The sequence below is a fragment of the Fibrobacter sp. UWB13 genome (assembly GCF_900177805.1).
GTDB lineage: Bacteria > Fibrobacterota > Fibrobacteria > Fibrobacterales > Fibrobacteraceae > Fibrobacter.
In genome coordinates this window covers 960,905-980,727 of record NZ_FXAX01000001.1, presented here as the reverse complement: position 1 = coordinate 980,727, position 19,823 = coordinate 960,905, and the positions used below count along the sequence as shown (strand labels likewise).

The 19,823-nt window shown below is 49.7% G+C and carries 17 protein-coding genes and 3 tRNA genes; 13 read left to right on the top strand and 7 right to left on the bottom strand.

The genetic code is table 11. The features are described from left to right. The first annotated feature begins 88 nt into the window (after positions 1 to 88). Positions 89 to 3,250, top strand: coding sequence for a carbohydrate binding domain-containing protein (locus B9Y77_RS04130; protein WP_085490563.1), 3,162 nt, complete (start codon positions 89 to 91; stop codon positions 3,248 to 3,250). 301 nt (positions 3,251 to 3,551) lie between these two features. Next, entirely contained in the window at positions 3,552 to 4,757 is a 1,206-nt protein-coding gene (locus B9Y77_RS04125; RefSeq protein ID WP_254899915.1) for a hypothetical protein, read from the top strand. A 30-nt stretch (positions 4,758 to 4,787) separates the two neighbouring features. Here B9Y77_RS04125 and B9Y77_RS04120 read toward each other — a convergent pair. The 3 genes from B9Y77_RS04120 to B9Y77_RS04110 form a co-directional block, all read right to left on the bottom strand. Then, positions 4,788 to 4,860, bottom strand: a tRNA-Lys gene (locus B9Y77_RS04120). Between the two features lie 152 nt (positions 4,861 to 5,012). After that, a tRNA-Lys gene (locus B9Y77_RS04115) sits at positions 5,013 to 5,085 on the bottom strand. Positions 5,086 to 5,215: 130 nt separating this feature from the next. Next, positions 5,216 to 5,288: transfer RNA gene (locus B9Y77_RS04110), tRNA-Lys, on the bottom strand. 84 nt (positions 5,289 to 5,372) lie between these two features. Here B9Y77_RS04110 and B9Y77_RS04105 point away from each other — a divergent pair. Both B9Y77_RS04105 and B9Y77_RS04100 read left to right on the top strand, forming a co-directional pair. Continuing rightward, on the top strand, positions 5,373 to 6,287 hold the full coding sequence (locus B9Y77_RS04105) for a tyrosine recombinase (RefSeq protein WP_085490561.1): 915 nt from the start codon (positions 5,373 to 5,375) through the stop codon (positions 6,285 to 6,287). 193 nt (positions 6,288 to 6,480) lie between these two features. Continuing rightward, the gene (locus B9Y77_RS04100; protein ID WP_085490560.1) at positions 6,481 to 7,095 is read left to right on the top strand and encodes an outer membrane beta-barrel protein; all 615 of its coding nucleotides are present in this window, start codon (positions 6,481 to 6,483) and stop codon (positions 7,093 to 7,095) included. Between the two features lie 90 nt (positions 7,096 to 7,185). Here the strand turns inward: B9Y77_RS04100 and glgB are convergent, their stop codons facing one another. Then, positions 7,186 to 9,402, bottom strand: coding sequence for a 1,4-alpha-glucan branching protein GlgB (gene glgB / locus B9Y77_RS04095; protein WP_085490559.1), 2,217 nt, complete (start codon positions 9,400 to 9,402; stop codon positions 7,186 to 7,188). Positions 9,403 to 9,571: 169 nt separating this feature from the next. Between glgB and B9Y77_RS04090 the strand changes: the two genes are divergently transcribed. Beyond that, on the top strand, positions 9,572 to 10,003 hold the full coding sequence (locus B9Y77_RS04090) for an acyl-CoA thioesterase (protein WP_015732505.1): 432 nt from the start codon (positions 9,572 to 9,574) through the stop codon (positions 10,001 to 10,003). Positions 10,004 to 10,008: 5 nt separating this feature from the next. On the opposite strand, the gene B9Y77_RS04085 is transcribed toward B9Y77_RS04090, so the two are convergent. Together B9Y77_RS04085 and B9Y77_RS04080 are read right to left on the bottom strand one after the other, a co-directional pair. Continuing rightward, the gene (locus B9Y77_RS04085) at positions 10,009 to 11,229 is read right to left on the bottom strand and encodes an iron-containing alcohol dehydrogenase (RefSeq protein WP_085490558.1); all 1,221 of its coding nucleotides are present in this window, start codon (positions 11,227 to 11,229) and stop codon (positions 10,009 to 10,011) included. A 10-nt stretch (positions 11,230 to 11,239) separates the two neighbouring features. Further along, on the bottom strand, positions 11,240 to 12,691 hold the full coding sequence (locus tag B9Y77_RS04080) for an aldehyde dehydrogenase family protein (RefSeq protein ID WP_085490557.1): 1,452 nt from the start codon (positions 12,689 to 12,691) through the stop codon (positions 11,240 to 11,242). A 115-nt stretch (positions 12,692 to 12,806) separates the two neighbouring features. On the opposite strand from B9Y77_RS04080, the gene B9Y77_RS04075 reads away from it, so the two are divergent. From B9Y77_RS04075 to B9Y77_RS04040, 8 genes are read left to right on the top strand one after another with little or no spacing between them, the layout of a single operon-like run. After that, entirely contained in the window at positions 12,807 to 13,322 is a 516-nt protein-coding gene (locus B9Y77_RS04075) for a gamma carbonic anhydrase family protein (RefSeq protein ID WP_073423966.1), read from the top strand. Continuing rightward, positions 13,315 to 14,280 carry a diacylglycerol/lipid kinase family protein gene (locus B9Y77_RS04070; RefSeq protein ID WP_085490556.1) on the top strand — a complete coding sequence of 322 codons (966 nt, stop codon included), beginning with the start codon at positions 13,315 to 13,317 and terminating at the stop codon, positions 14,278 to 14,280. The genes B9Y77_RS04075 and B9Y77_RS04070 overlap by 8 nt, the downstream gene beginning before the upstream one ends. Further along, positions 14,280 to 15,299 (top strand): UDP-3-O-(3-hydroxymyristoyl)glucosamine N-acyltransferase, encoded by a 1,020-nt coding sequence (locus B9Y77_RS04065; RefSeq protein ID WP_254899914.1) that lies wholly within the window; start codon positions 14,280 to 14,282, stop codon positions 15,297 to 15,299. Before B9Y77_RS04070 ends, B9Y77_RS04065 begins: the two co-directional genes overlap by 1 nt. 23 nt (positions 15,300 to 15,322) lie before the next feature. Beyond that, positions 15,323 to 16,255 (top strand): UDP-3-O-acyl-N-acetylglucosamine deacetylase, encoded by a 933-nt coding sequence (locus B9Y77_RS04060; protein WP_085490554.1) that lies wholly within the window; start codon positions 15,323 to 15,325, stop codon positions 16,253 to 16,255. After that, positions 16,242 to 16,679, top strand: a complete 438-nt coding sequence (gene fabZ, locus B9Y77_RS04055; protein WP_014545193.1) for a 3-hydroxyacyl-ACP dehydratase FabZ — start codon at positions 16,242 to 16,244, stop codon at positions 16,677 to 16,679. The genes B9Y77_RS04060 and fabZ overlap by 14 nt, the downstream gene beginning before the upstream one ends. Positions 16,680 to 16,692: 13 nt before the next feature. Next, positions 16,693 to 17,586 carry a sugar phosphate nucleotidyltransferase gene (locus B9Y77_RS04050; RefSeq protein ID WP_085490553.1) on the top strand — a complete coding sequence of 298 codons (894 nt, stop codon included), beginning with the start codon at positions 16,693 to 16,695 and terminating at the stop codon, positions 17,584 to 17,586. 3 nt (positions 17,587 to 17,589) lie between these two features. Next, entirely contained in the window at positions 17,590 to 18,405 is an 816-nt protein-coding gene (locus B9Y77_RS04045) for an RNA methyltransferase (RefSeq protein ID WP_073423971.1), read from the top strand. Positions 18,406 to 18,423: 18 nt separating this feature from the next. Then, positions 18,424 to 19,389, top strand: coding sequence for a GNAT family N-acetyltransferase (locus tag B9Y77_RS04040; RefSeq protein ID WP_085490552.1), 966 nt, complete (start codon positions 18,424 to 18,426; stop codon positions 19,387 to 19,389). Here B9Y77_RS04040 and B9Y77_RS04035 read toward each other — a convergent pair. After that, entirely contained in the window at positions 19,373 to 19,801 is a 429-nt protein-coding gene (locus tag B9Y77_RS04035; protein WP_073423973.1) for a sugar 3,4-ketoisomerase, read from the bottom strand. The genes B9Y77_RS04040 and B9Y77_RS04035 overlap by 17 nt on opposite strands. Between the last annotated feature and the right edge of the window lie 22 nt (positions 19,802 to 19,823).

Here is a 19,823-nt window from a genome sequence, read left to right as displayed (position 1 = left end):
CGTGCACGTTAAATTGATTGACGTGTGCGCTTTTTAATTTTCAAGTTTGTAATTTAAATTCAAAAAAAACAACAAAAGGATGCACATTATGATTAAGCAATCATTGAAAGTTGCCTCGCTCGCCGTCCTCGGCTTGAGCGTTACAGCTGCAATGGCTCAGCCGAAACGTCCGCATCTGGCTGTGTACAAGTTCTTCGATGAACAGTACCGTCCGGGTGGATACGATTACTCTTACGGCGGCACGAGCAAGGGTGTCACCATCACCAAGTCTGGTGGTTACAAGTCCAAGGCTGCCTTGAACATCAAGCTGGACCCGAAGGAATACTCCGGTGCTTCCATCTGCCTTTACAATGAATTTTTCGACTTGAACAAGTACATGCTTGATTCCAAGGTCGAATTCATGATCAAGGGTAAGCATGGTGGCGAAGCTGTCAAGGTCGGTCTTCTCGACGAAGAAGTCTCTGATGGCAAGAAGACTCAGGTCGTGCTTCCGATGAACAAGTACATCGAAGGCGGTGCTGTGACGACGGATTGGAAGAAGGTTTCCATTCCTCTCGTGGACTTCCCGGACCGTGGTCTCTACTGGGACAACACCCGCAAGTCCGAATTCCCGGCTCGTATCGACTGGGACAAGATTGCTGAAATCCGTTTCTCCATTGACAAGAGCGCTGCAAGCGAATTCGAAGTCTGGGTCGACAACATCGAAATCGTGAAGGGTAACAAGAAGGCTGCTCCGAAGAAGCAGATGGTCTACTGGGACGAAAACAATGATATCATTGACGGTCCAAAGAACCCGGAAAAGCTCGACGGCAAGGCCAAGACGCTCGCTACGTTCTATGACAACCAGGTCAAGGGTTTTGCCTATAGCTATGGTGGCCTCACCGCTCAGCGTGAAGCTCAGTCCAAGACTCCGGGCAACAAGAACGTGCTCGCCATGTACATCGACAACAACGACTGGTCCGGCGTGACCTACTCGCTTGGCGAAGGCAAGTACATCGACCTTTCCAAGGTCCGCAACAAGGGCGGCCTCTACTTCTGGATCAAGGGTAAGCTCGGCGGCGAAAAGCTCTATGTCGGTATCCTCGACAACCAGGGCAACGACGTGAAGAGCCAGACCAAGCTTGGCCTCAATGACTGGATCAAGGTCTCCAAGGATTGGCAGCTCGTCAAGATTCCTCTGAAGCGCTTCATGGACAAGGGTAAGGCTTGGGACGCTAACAAGCAGGCCGAAGTCGCTAAGGACATCCAGTGGAACAAGATTCAGGAAATCCGTTTCTCTGTCGGCAAGGGCGAAAACGCAGGCGAACCGGGCAAGCCGGCACCTGTGACGGTCTTCGTTGACCAGATTACGTTTACTGAAAATATCGACTGGGTTGACCCGGATCTCAAGTGGGATTCCTTCAAGTCCAACGCTCCGGATCTCGTCATTACGGATTTCGAAAGCAAGTATGCTAAGGACAAGTGGGAACCGTCCATGGGTCCGAAGTCCCAGCTCCGCTTCAAGATCGAAAATTGCCCGGAATTCAAGAGCAACTGCTTGAATGTCGAACATTACCTCCTCGCCGACTGGGTCGATGTGGTGTTTGACATGAAGAAGACTGGCCGCCCGGCAACGGATCGCGACTGGACCAAGCACTGGGGCATCATGTTCGATGTCTATTCCGAAAAGGCTTGGCAGTCCATTACCGTCCAGGTGCAGGATGCAGGCAACGAAATCTTCGTTTCCAACGTCGGTGCTCCGAAGGGCAAGACGACCCTTCTCGTTCCGTTCCGCACGTTCGGCAAGTTCCCGTACTACCAGCCGCCTGAGGCTGTCGAAAACGGCATCTTTGACCTCAAGGGTGTTGTCAACCTCGACTTCAAGCCGAGTGGCGAAGGTACTGCCGGTGGCTTCAAGATCGATAACGTCCGCTTGACCAACCAGCGCGAAGTGAAGGCTAAGGAACGTCCGGCTGTCATCAAGGTCTTGGTGAAGGGCGAAAAGGAAGTTCTCAACCCGGAAATCTCTGGTGGCTTGTTCGGTATCAACGCAGCCCTTTGGGACGGCGACATGCTCGACAACAAGAACTTCAAGGTTCAGACTCGTGAATTTGCAAAGCGCATCAACCACGGCATTATCCGTTATCCGGGTGGTCTCCGTGCTGATGACGACCACTGGAAGGAAATCCTCGACAACCACGACTGGATGGTCGACACCGACGAATTCCTCGAATGGTTGAAGAAGACTGGCTCTAACGCCATGTTCACTGTGAACTTCGGTTCCGGCACTGAAAAGGAAGCTGCTGACTGGGTCAAGCACACGAACATCGACAAGAAGGCCGGCATCCTCTACTGGGAAATCGGTAACGAAATCTACGGTAACTGGCATCCGTATTACGAAAAGTATGGTAAGGACGGCGGTACCATCTATGGTAAGCGCGCTCGTAAGTTCATCGAAGCCATGAAAAAAGTTGATCCGACCATCAAGGTGGCTGTGCTCGGCGTTCTCGAAGGCGACTGGAACGAAAAGGTCCTTGCTGAAACGGGTGACATCGCTGACGGTCTTATCGTCCACCACTACCCGCAGCACTTCGGTGAAGAAAACGACTTCGCTATGCTCTCTGCTCCGCAGACCCTCACTGCAATCTACGAACGCTTGCACAAGGTCGTGGACAAGTGGACTGCAAAGTTCAACAAGAGCAAGAAGATCGAACTCTGGCTCACCGAATGGAACTCTGTTGACTTCAACCCGGGTCCGCAGACCTTGTCTGTCGAAAACGGCTTGTTCGTCGCTGACTACCTCGGTATGCTCGCTACTGAAAACGTCGACAACGCTCAGTACTGGGATATTCACAACGACATCACTCCGGAAGGCGGTGACTACGGTTACTTGACCCGTTCTGGTGAAGAATGCATGAACTGCCCGCGCCCGAGCTACTGGGCATTCCAGATGGCTTCCGACGCTCTCCGTGGCAAGCTCATGAAGACCACCATCAAGGGTGACGAAGACGCTCTCCTTACCGCTTACTACACTGTAAACGGCAACAAGAAGCAGCTCCTCCTCGTGAACAAGAGCCCGTACAGCGAATTCGACATCAAGCTTGACATTCCGGGCTTCAAGGGCAAGGCTTCTGTCCAGACTCTCGACAAGAGCTCTGAAAAGCTCAAAGAAGGCTGGGCAAACGATCCGTCCAAGAAGGCTAAGACTGTCGATATCTCTAAGGGTATCAAGGTCGGCAAGCGCACTCTTACTCTCATCACTTTGAACTAAGTCGATGAATTAAGGTTCGCAAACTAGATTCTCGAAATCTTGAAAAGGACTCCGTCGGAAACGGCGGAGTTCTTTTTTTGTGTGTAAATAGCGTGGTTTTGGAAACTGTCCTTTGTGTATATTAATCCCAAAAGTCTATTGTATTCAAACCATCAATAATACCTTCAATAAAAGGAGAATCGTGAAAATGATAATGCGTAGCCTTGTACTCCTTTTGATTTCTATTTCGGTTTCTTTTGCCAATTGGGAAATTGATGATTGGCATATCTCATTTAAATCAGTTGTAGATAAATTCTCAAAAATGCAAACCGTGGCTGAAAAGCTCGAAACCGCCCCGGTTGCTTATTATGGCAAGCTCATTCAAAGAGAATACTTGCAACGTGAATATTTTGAAGTGTACAATCCAGAATTCGAAAAGAACTTTCCTGATGTGTACCAATCTTTTATGGGCTGGTCTGACTACAAGCTGAAACGACAAAATGAATTGTTGATGCAGGCGCCTGAAAAGTACCAGCAGATGTTTGAACAACGTTATTCGGCAATGAATGTGAAAGGCTTTTTCTTAATCCACGATGAAATTCGTGTAGACAAAATTTATGACAAAGAAACAAAAACGTGGGTAACGCCCAAGCCGGGTGAAGAGAAAAAGGAACTATTTTCGTTTGCGTATGTCGGACCGGATATTTCGCAAGATACGTCCTGGAAAATTTCACAGCGAATGATGAGCCGTTTGAATGAGCCTGAAGAAAAGTTGATGCCTGTTAGGAGAATCTTCTTCATGGATGGCTATTCCGAAGAATGTTATTCCTTGGTCGATACATCTATTTTTGAAAGAATTCAGTATTTCCCACACCGATTGAAGTATGATGTTGATTTGAATGCGGAGAACGCACGGACTTCGATGACCGCGAATATCGATAAGCCTAGCTCAATGCCGCAAAAACTTGTTAAGAGCGAGGGGAGGGGGCGTTTTAATGCGTATGCCGATTTTGGGCGTCCGTTCTTAGCGGGGGATTTTCCAGACTTTGATCCGGTCTTTTATTTGGATTTTGGTTTTAATCTTTATAACCGCAATTGGTTTGCGGGGCTTGGGGTGAGTATCCGTAAGCTTGATGCCAAGTGCGATTCATGCGGTACGGGCGATTTTGGTGCGCACGTGGAATTTGGATATTTGTGGCTGAAAACGGATTATATCGAGAGTGGCGTTTGGGGAAATCTCGGTTTTTCGGCAATCGAAATCCCACCTGAACGAGGAAGTCAAGATTCGGAATACCAGCACGAGCGATATTTCCGCTATGGCTTTGGCATTTTTGTCGAGGCGCTGTTCCCGAAGCTGATTGGGAAACCTGTCGATAGCTTCTTTGAACGTGGAATTGGGAACCGTTTTGGCGTGCGTTTAAAGCTTGGAATGCAGAACATCAATATTTCGGATATCGGGCATGCGAAGGGGCTTTCACCGTTTGTCTCGTTTGGCATTACCTGGCATTGCATGGGATTACGGTATTAAAAAACACCATCTCATTGAGATGGTGTTTAGTGGATGATGCAGGGGTCGAACCTGCGACCCGCTGATTAAGAGTCAGCTGCTCTACCAACTGAGCTAATCATCCAAAATTCTTAGGTCGCCTTTTGGCTATGTCTTTGCAAAAATCAAAAGTCGCAGTTTCAAAGTTCGTTAGATTCCACTTTCGCTTTCAAAAACGCTTAGCTTTGTCTGACGCTTTTGTATTTGCAATACCTTGCCTTTCGGTTTGGTATTTAGTGGATGATGCAGGGGTCGAACCTGCGACCCGCTGATTAAGAGTCAGCTGCTCTACCAACTGAGCTAATCATCCATGATTTGGTCGCCTTTCAGCAATGTCTTTTTGCAAAAATCAAAAGCCGCAGTTTCAAAGTTCGTTAGACGCTTAGCTTTGTCTGACGCTTTTGTATTTGCAATACCTTGCCTTTCGGTTTGGTATCTAGTGGATGATGCAGGGGTCGAACCTGCGACCCGCTGATTAAGAGTCAGCTGCTCTACCAACTGAGCTAATCATCCATAGTCGCTTAGGACGCGCACAATTATAGAAATAACGGAATAAACTGGCAAGGGGAAAGGGCGATTTTTTTTATTTTTTCTGCTATGAGTCTCAATTCTAACCGTCTGGACGCTTTTCTTTCGCACCTCGGGGTGGAAAGAAGCCTGTCTCCGGTAACTATTCAAAGTTACCAGGAGGATTTGAGACATTTTATAGCCTGGCTAGACGATAACGGCATTGACCTTAAGGAGCTGAAGCCCGAAAAGCTGGACGAGTTCCTGACGCTTACGGCGGGGCAGGATGAGTATTCTCCGACATCGGTTGCGAGGCATTTCTCGAGCTTGCGCGGGTTCCTCAAGTACATGCAAAACCAGGGCGAGTACGATTACAGCACGGAATCGATGCTTGCGACTCCGAAGCTCGGGCATTACCTGCCGCAGTACCTGACCCGCGAAGAAATCGATAGCGTTTTTGAAAGTGCCGCAAATGGTCGGAATCCACTCCGTGATACGGCTCTGATTGAGCTCATGTACAGTGGAGGGCTCCGCATTTCGGAAGCGCTTAGTATAAAGCTCTCGCAAATCGATCTTGAGAACGAATGGCTTTTGCCGATTGGCAAGGGCAATAAGCAGCGCCTTGTACCGCTCGGGAGCAAGGCGAAGGATAATCTCCGCGCATGGATTGATGAAGGGCGCCCCTTAACGCACCCGACGGCTGACAATATTATTCTCAATTCGCGAGGGAAGCCTATGACTCGCATGGGGGCGTGGAAAATTGTGCAGCAGCATACGATGCATTTGAGCAAGCAAGTCTCACCGCATACGTTCCGCCATAGCTTTGCGACGCACTGCCTGGAGGCTGGCATGGACTTGCGCGTTTTGCAGGAACTTCTCGGGCATGCAGACATCAGTACCACGCAGATTTACACGCACGTCGATAAAGACTTTATCAAGGTTGAACATCGTAGCTTCCATCCGAGGGAGACCGCACAGGCAAGAGTCGAAGGTAAAGCGCTTTAGGCCTGTGCTCTCGCCGACAAGCCTTGTTAATACAAGGCTCTTTCGGCTCACAAGAGACCGCACAGGCAAGAGTCGAAGGTAAAGCGCTTTAGGCCCGTGCTCTCGCCGACAAGCCTTGTTAATACAAGGCTCTTTCGGCTCACAAGAGACCGCACGGGCGAACAAATAAGAAATTTTTCTAAATTATTAGTGTATGAATCGCCTCGTTGCTTTATTGTCGCTCGTTGTGTTGATGGCTTCGGCTGTTTGGGCTGGACCGCTTTCGACTCCCTATACGCATAACGGGCTATTTGCAAGTGCTTCTGTGGGCCTGGGCTACGCCTCCTTTGAAAATGCGGATGGCACAGAATCTCTGATTGCTGATGGCTTTGGGATGAAACTGCATGGCAAGCTGGGCTATTACATTGTGCAGGACTTGGCGTTGCATGCCAATTTGGGCTATGTGATGTATTCTAATTTCCGCGAAGCACGTGAAGGGCTCCCGACGTACGTAGACCATGATTTTTATGTGCTGAGCTCCGTCTACTTAGGCGCAGGCGTAACGTATTATATCCCCCAATGGAATAATGTGTTTTTGGGTGGCTCTCTAGGGGTTACCGGATATGAGCTTGATTGCCACAAGTATGCAGGGAATACAGGACTCAAGGCTTTTAGCTTTGATGTCGATCTTGGCAAGGATTGGTGGGTGAGTGAGCACTTGGCTTTGGGTGCGTCCATCGCGTATAATTATGGCAAATACTGGTCCGATGACGATGGCGTTTTTAGTTCGTCATCCGTGATGCTCATGTTCTCGGTAACATTGAATTAAGCAAAAAAAATCCCTGAAATAAATTCAGGGACTTTTTAATGAAATTCTAGTAACTAATGACTAGTGACTAAGAACTGCGCGAATGCGCTATTATCTTTCGAGTTTGAAGTAGACTGCCGCAAGAGGCGGAAGCTTGATGTTTAAGCTGCACTGGCGATTCTGCCACGGAATGTCTTGCGTCCAGACTTCACCGAGATTACCGACGTTAGATCCGCCGAACATGGCTGCATCGGTGTTGAAAATTTCTTTCCAAGCACCGCGAGCAGGAGCGCCCAGGCGGTAATCGTTACGGACAACCGGCGTGAAGTTGAACACGCAGAGAATCATGTTGCCATGGTCATCCTTGCGGACAAAGCTTACGATGGAGTTGTCGGCATCGTCGCACCAAATCCATTCAAAGCCGGTGTAGTAATGGTCGATTTCCCACAGCGGAGAATTTTCCTTGTAGATGTGGTTTAAGACCTTCATCATTTCGAGGAGCTTGCCGTGGCTATCCCAGCTGACCAAGTGCCAGTCGAGCGAACGCTTTTCGTTCCATTCGCGGAACTGACCGAATTCGTTGCCCATGAAGTTGAGCTTCTTGCCCGGGTGTGCGTACTGGAAAGCGTAGGTGAGGCGGAGGTTTGCAAACTTCTGCCAGTTGTCGCCAGGCATCTTGCCGAGCATGGAACCCTTGCCGTGCACCACTTCGTCATGGCTGAAAACTTGTATGAAGTTTTCAGAATAAGCGTAGACCATGCTGAACGTAAGCTGGTTGTGGTGGTACTTGCGGTGGATCGGTTCATGCTGGATGTAGCTCAAGAAGTCGTTCATCCAGCCCATGTTCCACTTGTAGTGGAAGCCGAGACCGCCCTGCTCTGGCGGGCGAGTGATGCTCGGGAAGCTTGTCGATTCTTCGGCGATGAGGATGGCATGCGGGGTCAAGCGACCCATGATGCTGTTCAAGTGCTTCAGGAATTCGAGCGTGTCATAGTTGATGTTGCCGCCGTCCTTGTTCGGCACCCATTCGCCCGGACCCTTACCGTAGTCGAGGTAAAGCATGGAGGCCACAGCGTCGACGCGGAGACCGTCGCAGTGGAATTCCTTGAGCCAGTACATCGCGTTTGCGATGAGGAAGTTCTTGACTTCGTTACGGCCGAGGTTAAAGATGTATGTGCCCCAGTGCGGGTGTTCGCCCTGACGCGGGTCGGCGTGCTCGTAGCAGGCGGTGCCGTCGAAACGTCCGAGAGCGTGTGCATCCTTCGGGAAGTGGGCTGGAACCCAGTCCAAAATCACGCCGATTTCGTTCTGGTGGCAAAGGTCCACAAAGTGGCGGAACTGGTCCGGCGTGCCGTAGCGGCTCGTGGGGGAGTAGTAACCGGTGACCTGGTAGCCCCAGGATTCATCGAGCGGGTGTTCGGCGAGCGGCAAGAATTCCACGTGCGTGTATCCCATTTCCTTGAGGTACGGGATGAGGCGTTCGGAGAGTTCGTCCCAGTTGAGGAAACGGTCCGGATTAGCCGGGTCGCGACGCCAGGAACCGGCGTGGACTTCGTAAATGTTCATCGGAGCGCCAAAGACCTTTGTCGCCCAGTGCGTCTTCATGTAAAGATCGTCGCCCCATTCGTAACCGTCGAGGTGCGTTGTGATGGAGGCGGTTGCCGGGCGGACTTCGGCGAGCTTTGCAAGCGGGTCTACCTTCACATGGAGGTTCCCGTCGGCACCGTGAATTTCAAAACGGTAAAGTTCGTTTTCACCAAGATTCGGAATGAAGATTTCCCAAATGCCACTTGCACCGAGCATGCGCATCTGGTGACGGCGACCGTCCCAGCTGTTGAAGTTGCCGACTACAGAAACGGCGTGTGCGTTCGGAGCCCAGACGGCGAAGTGTACGCCTTTGAAACCCTGGTGTTCGATGAGGTTGGCGCCGAGCTTGCGGTAAAGTTCGTAGTGCGTGCCTGTTGCAATCAGGTGGCGGTCAAAGTCGCTGAGGACCGGCAAGAAAGCATACGGATCGACGAGCGTGTATTCGATGCCGTCGCCCTGCTTGATGATGAGCTTGTAAAAGAACGGCTTGTATTCCAAGTCGAGGATGGCTTCGAAAAATCCAGTGTCGCCAAGCTTCACAAAGTCAAATTCTTCAGTGCCGTCGCACGATTCACCGCGGATAAAGCTAGCCTGCGGCTGGTAGGTGCGGATGACGGTCTTGATCCCGCGATCGGTTTCGAGCGGGTGGATACCTAAAATTGAAAACGGGTCTTTAGTCTTGAAGTCCCAAATTGCCTGCATGTTTTCTGCGGTCAGGCTCGTGAAATCGTTCCATTCCATAGATTTTCTCACTTAATGTTTTAACGCAAAGAAAAATAACATAAAATGGGAATGTTATGCGAATAATTGCAATAAAAACCGTAATATTTTGGTAGTTAGTCAAAGGTCGTTCGTCATTGGTTTGTCGCCTAGACTTTTTTGTTACATTTATAACAAATGGAGGCTTATAATGGCTGTAGTGATGGAAGAAAATGCAAATCCGATGAAGTTTGAAAAGCTTTTCAAGGTGACGCCCGAGATGATTGACGAAAACAAGCACATGAACAATGTGTGGGCGGTGCAGTGGGTCCAGGATATTTCGATTGCTCATTCGGATTCCGTTGGTGCGACCGATGTCATGTACCAGTTCGGTTGCGGTTGGATGATCCATACGCAGTTTGTGGAATACAAGAATCAGGCGTTCTTGGGCGATGAAATCCGTGGTACGACTTGGGTCGCTGGCTACAGCAAGGTCGCGAGCGTACGCAAGTGCCGCTTTGAACGCGTTTCTGATGGCAAGGTCGTGTTTGAATCCGAGACGCAGTGGGTTCTCATGGATATGAAAAAGGGACGACCGTTCGCCATCCCTCAAGAAATTAAAGACCGCTTTCAAGTAAAGTAGTCGTTTTACAACTTCGTCCCTTTCACAATGCGATAGAGTGTTTCGAGCTCTTTCGCATTTAATATTTTCGGCACTGGGTAAAGCGGGTTTGCTTCCTTGCTTGCCGACTTTGCGAGTCTTGGAATGTCCTCGGTTTGGATAAATTCCAAGTGCTCCGGAATGTCCATCGAACGGTTCAGCTCGCGAATCTGCATAATGAAGACTTTGGAGGCTTCATGGTTGTCGAGTTCCGAGGGAACTGCACCGATGGCTTTTGCAAATGTTCCAAGACGCTTTTCGCAGGTTTCACCGTAAAACTCTAGAACGTGTGGCAGAATGACTGCGTTTGCAAGCCCGTGAGGCGTGTGGTACATACCGCCAAGGCTATGTGCAATGGCGTGAACGTAGCCAACGTAAGCGCGAGTGAATGCGTAACCAGCGAGGTATGCCGCTTTCTGCAAGTTTTCACGAGCCTTGATATTGTGTCCATCGCGATAGGCATTCTGGATATTTTCGATAATCAATTGCCCTGCGGTGATGGCAGCTTCTTCGCTTCCGCCGAAATTGCTGTAGCCGATGTAGGCTTCAATGGCGTGCGTGAGCGCATCCATGCCAGTGGTTGCCGTAAGATTTGCGGGCAAGTCGAGCGTGATATTGGCGTCGAGAATCGCAAGGCGCGGAATCAAGACGAAATCGTTAATCGGATACTTCTCATGTGTCTGCGGATTAGAAATCACGGCGGCCACAGTCGCTTCGCTTCCTGTCCCCGCCGTCGTCGGGATGGCTACGAGATATGGAATCTTGCGAAGAACGCGTAGCGTCCCTCGCATAAACGAAATCGGTGTCCAACGCCTTACAATGCGTATGCCCACACCCTTCGCGCAGTCGATTGCTGAACCTCCGCCAAACGCAACAAGTCCGTTGCATTTGTTCTTGCGGTAAATGCGGGCGGCGTCATTGATGTTGTCAATCGTCGGATTTGGGATCGTCTGGTCGTAAATTGAATACTTGATGCCTGCTTCTTCCAAGTATTTTTTGATATTCTGGAAGTGCTCTGTTTGTGCCAAGAATACGTCTGTGACGAGGAGAACGTTGCTTACGTTATTCGCTTTGAGCTGGTTGGGAAGCTGTTGCAAACTCCCGGCGCCGTGAATGAGCTGCGGCTCGCGCCAAGGCATAAAGTGTATGCCAATGAAGAATGTTTTTTGGAAAGCGCGACAGGCGAATCTGTAAAAGAAAGATGCCATGTTTTACCTCCTACATTGACTTTAAAAAGCGCAAAGCTTTTTCTGCAAAATTTTGAATTTTTGAACGCAAATAACCCGGAACAATTCCGTAGGGCGGGTGGAAAAATGTCACCGCATCAAATCCCTTTTGCTCCATGATGTTGCGCTCATGGCTAAATGTCTTGAATCCGAAAAATCCGTGGTAATTGCCTGTACCGCTCATGCCCACACCGCCAAAGGGAACCTCCAAATTCTCGATTTGGATAATGGTGTTGTTCACGCAGGTGGAACCCGATGTGGTATGGCTCAAAACGTAATTGATATCGCGTTTGTTTGTACCGAAGATGTACAGCGCAAGCGGTTTCGGGCGGCTTTGTACAAATGCAATCGCTTCGTCAAGATTCTTGTAGGCGATAATCGGCATAATCGGTCCGAAAATTTCGGACTTCATGATTTCCATGTCGGGCGTGACGTTTGTGAGTACGGTAATTGGCGTGTAGCAATTTTCGATATCGCTCACTCCGCCGATGACTTGCTTTGCGCCTTTGGCAATCGCATCCTTGATGAGTGCAGCATGGCGTTCTGTGGCTCGCTTATCGACGATGTGTACAAGGTCTTTGCTTTCGTGACGCTTGGCTTCGGTATCGCCGAATCTGCGTTTAATGTCTTCGGCAAAAGCTTCTGCAAATTCTTGAACTTTATCTTCTGGGCAAAGGGCGTAATCCGGCGCAATGCAGGTTTGCCCGCCGTTCAAAGTCTTGCCCCAGGCAATCTGCTTGATATGCTTCTTGACGTTTATGCCGGGGAGCAAAATCGTGGGGGACTTTCCGCCAAGCTCAAGTGTGATGCTGGCGTGGTGCTTGGCTGCCATTTCTGCAATGTGTGCGCCGACCTTCGGACTCCCTGTAAAAAACACGTGGTCAAACGGGAGTTCTAATAACTTGTCTCCAATTTCAGCTCCTTCGCCTTCGATGAGTGCAATTTCATTTTCTGGGAAGTTCTCCTTAAACATCTTCACGAGAACTTCACTCACGTGCGGCGTCTTGTGCGAAGGCTTCGCCATAATCACGTTGCCTGCCGCAATCGCCGAAATAATCGGGTTCACAAGCAACAAAAATGGATAGTTCCACGGTGCAAAAATCAGCACACGACCTTTGGGCTCGTAGTGGAGGCGGCTTTTGGAGGTGGGCAAAAAGAACACGCGACTTGCACTTTTGTCCTTCATCCATTTTTTCAGATGGCTGATGGTGTGGTCGATTTCTTCGATGGTCGGGAAAATTTCACTGAGCCATGCTTCGAAACGCGGCTTGTGGAAGTCCTGCCAAACCGCTTCGTAAAACTCTTCTTGATACTTCACGACGGCTTCGCGAAGCTTTTTTAGCTTTTGAATACGCTCTTTGGCGCTCGTCTGGGCTATTTTCCAGCGATTTTCTCCTTGAGCGTCAAAAATCTTTTTGATATCAATCCCTTGTATTTCGTTCATATTCAATAAGATAGAACATATTGAGCAAAAAAAGGCTTTTGGGGGTGGTGAAAAACAAAGCTTTTTTAAAAATTATCCTGTTTCATCTATTCATGTATTTTTGTAAATTGAAACTATGGGTTCCTTAATTAAGTATAAAGGCAAAGCCCCGCAGGTGGGCGAGCGCGTGTTTATCGCCGAAGGCGCATGCCTGGTGGGCGATGTGAGCATTGGCGATGATTCGTCTGTTTTCTACAATGCGGTGTTGCGTGCCGATTTGGCAGAAATAAAAATTGGCAAGCGTACAAATATCCAGGATAATGTGAGTGTCCATGTTTCGACGGGTGTCGGTGTGAACATTGGCGACGAGGTGACTGTTGGTCATGGTGCGGTGCTTCACGGCTGCACGATTGAAGATAACGTTCTCGTGGGCATGGGCGCGATTATCATGGATGGTGCCCTTATTATGAAAAATTGCATTGTCGGTGCAGGCGCTCTTGTAACGGCTGGAAAAAATTTTCCTGAAAATTCCCTCATTGTGGGATCTCCGGCGCAAATCGTTAGAACACTGACGGCAGAAGAAATTAAAAACGTAAAGATTGGCGTAGAACACTACTTGGACGCAAAGGATGAACTTCTAAAAAATGTATAAGTTCTTTTTCCTAATAAATCCGGTGAGTGGAGGTGGACAAGGAAAGGTTATCCATAAATTTCTTCCTGAAATTATGGAGTCTATGGATTTTAAGGCCGACGAATGGAAGGCAGAATTCACGCGCAAGGAAGGAATGGAAGAGCAAATTTTGACGGCTCTTTCTTCGACGGAAAAACTTGTTGCGGTGGGCGGCGATGGAACTGTTTCGTCGGTGCTTTCGATGATGCTTGTGTCGGCGTATGCGGACAAAGTTCAGATTGGGCTTATCCCGTTGGGCACTGGCAATGACTTGGCTCGCGTGCTTGGATTGTACAAGCCGTTTGCCGATAAGGGGCTTTTGTACTTGGTGCGCAGACTCTTGATGGCGAAGTCGAGACCGTTTGACATTTGGACGGTGAACGACAAGTTTGCGCTTGCCAATTATTTCTCTGCAGGCATTGATGCCCGTATTGCGCATGATTTTAACCATGACCGAGCCACGGGTGTTATTTCCTCGAATTCCGTAATTGCAAATAAATTGCATTACGTCAAGCGCTTTTTTGCAGACCGTGCCTATCACTTGAAAAGCGGAAAGATTTCGATGGTCGTCAATACGCCGGAACTCAATGAAACGGTGGATTTGACGGGGCATACGACGGTCATTGTTGGGAATATCCCGAGCTTTGCGAGCGGTGCTAATCCGTTCTTCAAGTCCGACATGGCGGATGGCTATTTGGAAGTGGTTTGCGTGCCGAACATGTTGAACTTTTTGCTTGCGATTGCCGTCGGGAACATCCCGGTCATCGGGTACTTCTTGAAGAAGAACTTGCTCAAGTCGCGTAAAGTACGCTCTTTGACGCTTGAACTTGCGGATGATGAATACATCCAGCTCGATGGCGAGGATTTAAGTGGCAAGGTGGGCAACCACGTTACCATTCAGTTTGCATGTCAAGTTCACATGCTCACGCTAGAGGAATAATGTTTTCGGTTTCTTTATCTGAAATTCTTGAAACGATGAATCTTAAAATGCCTTCGAACGAGGGCGTTTTAAATTTTGAACTGACTGGATTCTCTTCGCTCGATCAGGCGGGACCGCACGATGTCTCGTTCTGGACGGGCGACGCCAAGACAGAAACGGGGCTTGCAGGGAATGCCGGTGGCGTGAGCGCAAGTGCTTTTGCGGGCGTTACGGCAGGGCTCCTCTTTGTGCCGAGTTTGTACGAAAAGTATTGCGTAGATGGTCGTTCGGAACTCTTGCCGAATGTGCATTTTGTATGCCCGGTTGAAAGTCCGTACCATGCGATGGTGACGTTCATGAAGGAATTTGTGGAACGTCGTGAAGTTTTTGAAGAAACGAAAATTGCTGCTTCTGCACAAGTTCATGCTTCGGCAGTTGTCGAGGGTGTGGTGGGTGAGAACGCTATCATCGGCCCGAATTGCGTGGTGATGAAGGGCGCTACGATTGGCGCAGGCACGATTCTTGAAGCGAATGTGACTGTTTACCCGCGTGTGACGATTGGCGAAGATTGCGTGTTCCAGGCGGGCGTTGTCGTGGGACCTCGCGGTTTTGGGTTTTACGAGTACGAGGGCAAGCGTCGTATGGTGCCGCATTTGGCGGGAGTCCGCATCGGAAACCGCTGTAGCTTTAGCGCTAATGACGTGGTCGCTGCAGGCTTTGTCTCTCCGACGGTGATTGGCGATGATTGCCATTTCGATACGTTCGTGCAAGTGGCGCATAACTGCCGCCTTGGGAACAACATCATGATGGCATCGCAGTCTGGCGTGGCGGGTTCCGTGATTATGGAAGATGACGTGGAATTTGCTGGTGGCGTGCAGTCGGCGGGGCATTTGACGATTGGGAAAGGCGTGAAAGTCGCTGCCAAGGCGGGCGTGACCAAGAGCCTCAAGGCGGGCAAGGTTTATGCTGGCTATCCGGCCGAAGAAATTGACGTCTGGCGCCGCTCCGTCGTGAAACTCCGAATGATGGGCAAGAAATAATTTTATAAATTCCCGTTATCTAAATGAAAAAAGATTCTCGTAAAAGCCCGCGTGAGTGGGAATTTAGTTCTGCGTCTTTGTCTTATGGCAAAGCGAACGTAAAAATTGAAGTCCAGGAGTACAATCCGCAACTGGAGCCTCGCGTTGAATGGCGTGTGGGCGGTCGTTCTTTTTACAGTACCGATTGCGCAAAGTGCTTCACGGATTTGAAGTTCAGCGTGGCCCGTACTGCAATTTATGAATCGGGCGAAGGCGCTCACGCATTGACGCTTGCGTCTCCGGAACACCTTGCACCAGTATTCTTGATGTGGCCGTCTCGCCGCTTTGTGGTGGATGTCGCCTGCAACGAAGAAGGTGACAAGGGTTGTGTTGCTGAAGTTCCGCTGATGGACGGCAGTGCGCTTCCGTTCTTTAGCGAATTTCGCAGAAATGTGGGTGCGCCCGAAGAACTCGCTTTTTACGACGTTCCCTTGCACGATGAATGGGACTTGTTCCGCACGGATGTCGTGGATTCCGCTCAGGCTCAAAATCCATACGGTTCCGTGAAAATCACGCCGAGCGAAGCGTTTGAGGTGGAATACATCCTGGAACGAAACGAAAACGGTCGCGTCTTTAAGTCGGCGGCGAATGTTTCTATTTACTCCGCAGAAGACTTGTACAATGTCTTTGCGGCGAGAACTTTCATTTTAAAAAACGAATTTGACGAAGCCCGCAAGGCAGGTTTGCTTGGCGGGGTGGATGAATCCTGTGGGCTCTTGCTCGACAATTCTCCGGAAGCTGTAGCTCCCGTGTTTAGAGTTGCCGATGAACCTGCTCGTCATAAAATCCTCGACCTGTTGGGAGACCTTTGCTTTGCAAAGCCTGCACTCCCGAAAGTTCGTCTGGAAATCATCAACGGTGGTCACTTGAGCCACAGAACAATCTTAGAAAAGGTGTTACCCTATGCTTTACAATGAAGAACAAGTACATGCCCTCCTCCCTCAGAAGGCTCCGTTTGCTTTCGTGGACGAAATTCAGGAAATCACCGAAGGTGACCAGCCGTCTATCGTTGCTGTTTGGCACGTGACGGGCAAGGAAAAGTTCTTTGACGGTCATTTCCCGAACAATCCGGTGCTCCCGGGCGTGATTCAGATCGAATCCATGGCTCAGGCTGCAACGCTCTTGACGATGATTGCCAAGAAGGCTGATGTCGAAGGCAAGCGCCCGGCATTCATGGGAGTCGAAAACTGCCGCTTCCGCGCTCCGGTGATTCCGCCGCAGGACTTGACACTCAAGGCTACGCTCGTGATGGCTCGCCATGGCATTTACAAGTACACTGGCGAAATCTGGCAGGGCGAAACGCTTATCTGCAACGCCTCCTTTAGCGCTGCAATGGTCTAATTAAGGCTGAGTTATGACGCGAGCTGACGATAAATTGAACGTGTTGATTCTAGCGGCTGGGCTTGGCACAAGGCTGAGACCTTTGACGTCGGAAATCCCGAAGCCGTTGGTTCGCGTTTATGACAAGAGCATTCTCGAAATCCAGATGGAGCGGGCAAAGTCGCTTGGCGATGTCCGCTTGCACGCGAATGCACATTACCTGGCCGACCAGATTGTAAGCGAAGGCGAACGTCTTGGCTTTGAAAAAGTCTGGGTCGAAACGCCTGAAATCCTCGGAACGGCAGGCCCGTTGCGCCGGATTTATGCGGCAGGGTATCGCGGTGGCCTCTTGATTATGAATGGCGACGCGTACTGCAATTTTGACTTGGGTGCGTTTGTGCGGAATGCACAAGCTGCGTACGAAGCGGGGAAGGCTGATGGCTCAAACCGCTGTGAGACCGCACTCCTGGCAGTCGATTTCCCGAAGGTAAACACGTTCCGCGTAGGGGCTGATGGTTGCCTTGCTGGTGTTGCCGGACGTTTTGGAGCCGATACGGGAACGGCTGCGACGTTCTCTGGAATTTCGTGGTACAGCGATGAAGCGCTTGCGAGAATCCGCGATGGCGAATTTGATATCCGTGAATTCTGGAAACAGGAAATTGCGGCAGGCCGTGCGCCGTTTGTCGATATGTCGCAGTTGCATGCTACATGGATTGATATGGGTTCGCCTGAAGGTCTTATGGCTGCAGTGGAAGCGCGTTTGGTGGAATGTGGTCGCGACAAGAATGAAGCGGTTGTGGAACCTGGCGTTGTCATTCCTGAAGGCGTAAAAATTGCACATTCTGTGATTTTTAAAGGTGCCGAAATTCAACCTGGCGAGACCATCGAAAACGAGATCCGCGGTCGCGGTTTTGTTTGGAAAGTTTAAATTATGAGAAAGTTTAGAGTAGTACTTGTTGAACCGGAACACCCGCATAATGTGGGTTTTGTCGCACGAGCCATGCATTGCTATGCATTGCCGGAACTTTATATCGTCTATCCGAAGCGCGACAAAGTCTTGGACAAATCTTACCATACGGCCGCCAACAGCCATGACATTCTGGATAACGCAAAGGTCGTCCACAAGTTCGAAGATGCCATTGGCGATTGCTCTTGCGCTGTTGCTTACAGCCGCCGCATTTTTGCAAGTTCCATCAAGCATACGATGGTGCAGAACTTGTCTGACATGCTCCCGGAAGATGGAACGATTGCACTCGTGTTCGGTCGTGAATCTTGTGGGCTTGCGCTTGAAGAAGTGAACGCTTGCACGTACCAGTGCGAAATTCCGGTGCCGGGACTCATGAGCTTGAATCTTGGACAGGCTGTTTCGATTAGCTTGTACGAACTTTGTCGTTCCGGGGCACTCGCGAACGGCGAGGGCCGCGCGAAGCGCACAACGCGAGGCGTTGCCGAAACGGGTCCTGCTACTATTCAGCAGATTGATGGCTTCAAGAAGTTCCTTGACCGCTATCTCACAGGTCAGTATCACGATCAGGCATGGCGCGATAGCTTCCTCAACACGCTCTTGCAGCGTTTGCACCCGACGCGTAATGAACTCTCTGCTCTGTTCGGTTTGCTCCGCAATTTGGCTGGCAAGCCTGCTCGCTTGGAACATGCCGCTGAAAAGGCTGCAAAACAGGCTGCGCAGAGTGCTGAACAAGAATCCGCTCAAAAAGCGGAAGCTAAGGATTCGCAGAAGTCCAAGTAGCGCAACGCCGGAGATGGTATGTACGAAATTTTGCTTTACAGTCCTGAATTAGACCAGCGATTTGACCATTTCGTGGAATCGGAATCGGTGAATGGCACCTTTTTGCAGACTAGGCGTTTTTTGAATTACCATCCCGCAGGTCGTTTTAACGATGCGAGTTTTGCACTCCAAAAAAGTGGAACGATTGTTGCGTATTTCCCGGGCGTTGTCGTCGAAGGGAACCGCTTTGTATCGCATGCGGGCTCGACTTTTGGCGGTCCTGTTATTTCCAAGGATTTTTACAGTGGATCGCGACTGCCTGAAATTTTAAGCGAAGCCGACCGCTATTTGTCTAAAAATTTTAGTGGCGTGACTCTTAAGATTACACCGCAGCTCTTTTCTGTCGAAAGCCCGGAACTTTTGGAATATACGTTGGAACACCTTGGCTACAGTCGCCATACGGAACTCAGTTCCTTTACACCTCTCTCTTGCGATAAAGATCCCTTTGAAAATTGCAATAAGGAATGTCGACGCATTTTCAAAAAATCAGAAGGGATTGGCGTGGAATACCGCCCGCTTGGAAAGACGGAAGATTTTGAAACATTCTACCGGTTTCTGGAAATTTCCAAGGCGAAGCACAATGTGCATCCGGTCCATACGTTGCAGGAACTTTTCGACTTGAAGGAAATCCACATTCCTGAAAATATACGTTTCAGGGGAATTTGGGATGGCGAAACGCTTGTTGCTGCGATGATGCTCTTTGTGTTCGAAAGAACATTGACAATCCACGCTCAATATATTGCCCCGAATCCGGATTATACAAAGTTCCAGCCTACGACTGCACTTTATGTGAGGGCTATGCGAGAAGCCGCTCGCGAGAAAATGAAACAGTTCTCGTGGGGAATTTCTACTGAAAATGGCGGTGATTATTTAAATCAGACTCTTATCCGCTTCAAGGAATCTCTCGGCGCGAAACCCTGCGTGAACGCTAGATATGTGAAGTAGCTTCCTTCACAAAATCTTCATACTCATAAATGTAATCGGATTTGTCGTAGTGCTCGGAAGCGAGTACCATGCAAACTGCGCCCGAAGAGAAATTCTCGATTTCGCGCCAGTGCATTGTCGGGATGTAAAGCCCGTGATAAGAACGGTTCAGCGAATATTTGGAACGCTTTTTGCCATCGTCCAGAATCACGTCAAAGCTGCCGCTTGCGGCGATAATCAGCTGACGGAGCTTGCGATGGGCATGGCCCCCGCGTGTCGTTCCGCCCGGAACATCGTACAGGTAGTACAATCGCTTGATATCAAACGGGATGAGTTCGCCGCCTTCGACAACGCTCAAGTTGCCACGCTGGTCGTGAGCGATCGGGATATCAATTAAACGCGGTTCTTTAAGCTGTTCTTCGTTCCATTCCATGCCCTTAATATAACAAAACAAT

Bases quoted from the DNA above. Each gene is read 5' to 3' on its own strand.
- B9Y77_RS04080 (WP_085490557.1), bottom strand. From the start codon at position 12,691: ATGAACGAAATACAAGGGATTGATATCAAAAAGATTTTTGACGCTCAA.
- glgB (WP_085490559.1), bottom strand. From the start codon at position 9,402: ATGGAATGGAACGATTTCACGAGCCTGACCGCAGAAAACATGCAGGCA.
- B9Y77_RS04035 (WP_073423973.1), bottom strand. From the start codon at position 19,801: ATGGAATGGAACGAAGAACAGCTTAAAGAACCGCGTTTAATTGATATC.
- B9Y77_RS04040 (WP_085490552.1), top strand. From the start codon at position 18,424: ATGTACGAAATTTTGCTTTACAGTCCTGAATTAGACCAGCGATTTGAC.
- B9Y77_RS04100 (WP_085490560.1), top strand. From the start codon at position 6,481: ATGAATCGCCTCGTTGCTTTATTGTCGCTCGTTGTGTTGATGGCTTCG.
- B9Y77_RS04045 (WP_073423971.1), top strand. From the start codon at position 17,590: ATGAGAAAGTTTAGAGTAGTACTTGTTGAACCGGAACACCCGCATAAT.
- B9Y77_RS04090 (WP_015732505.1), top strand. From the start codon at position 9,572: ATGGCTGTAGTGATGGAAGAAAATGCAAATCCGATGAAGTTTGAAAAG.
- B9Y77_RS04105 (WP_085490561.1), top strand. From the start codon at position 5,373: ATGAGTCTCAATTCTAACCGTCTGGACGCTTTTCTTTCGCACCTCGGG.
- B9Y77_RS04050 (WP_085490553.1), top strand. From the start codon at position 16,693: ATGACGCGAGCTGACGATAAATTGAACGTGTTGATTCTAGCGGCTGGG.
- B9Y77_RS04075 (WP_073423966.1), top strand. From the start codon at position 12,807: ATGGGTTCCTTAATTAAGTATAAAGGCAAAGCCCCGCAGGTGGGCGAG.
- B9Y77_RS04085 (WP_085490558.1), bottom strand. From the start codon at position 11,229: ATGGCATCTTTCTTTTACAGATTCGCCTGTCGCGCTTTCCAAAAAACA.
- fabZ (WP_014545193.1), top strand. From the start codon at position 16,242: ATGCTTTACAATGAAGAACAAGTACATGCCCTCCTCCCTCAGAAGGCT.
- B9Y77_RS04060 (WP_085490554.1), top strand. From the start codon at position 15,323: ATGAAAAAAGATTCTCGTAAAAGCCCGCGTGAGTGGGAATTTAGTTCT.
- B9Y77_RS04070 (WP_085490556.1), top strand. From the start codon at position 13,315: ATGTATAAGTTCTTTTTCCTAATAAATCCGGTGAGTGGAGGTGGACAA.
- B9Y77_RS04130 (WP_085490563.1), top strand. From the start codon at position 89: ATGATTAAGCAATCATTGAAAGTTGCCTCGCTCGCCGTCCTCGGCTTG.
- B9Y77_RS04125 (WP_254899915.1), top strand. From the start codon at position 3,552: ATGCAAACCGTGGCTGAAAAGCTCGAAACCGCCCCGGTTGCTTATTAT.
- B9Y77_RS04065 (WP_254899914.1), top strand. From the start codon at position 14,280: ATGTTTTCGGTTTCTTTATCTGAAATTCTTGAAACGATGAATCTTAAA.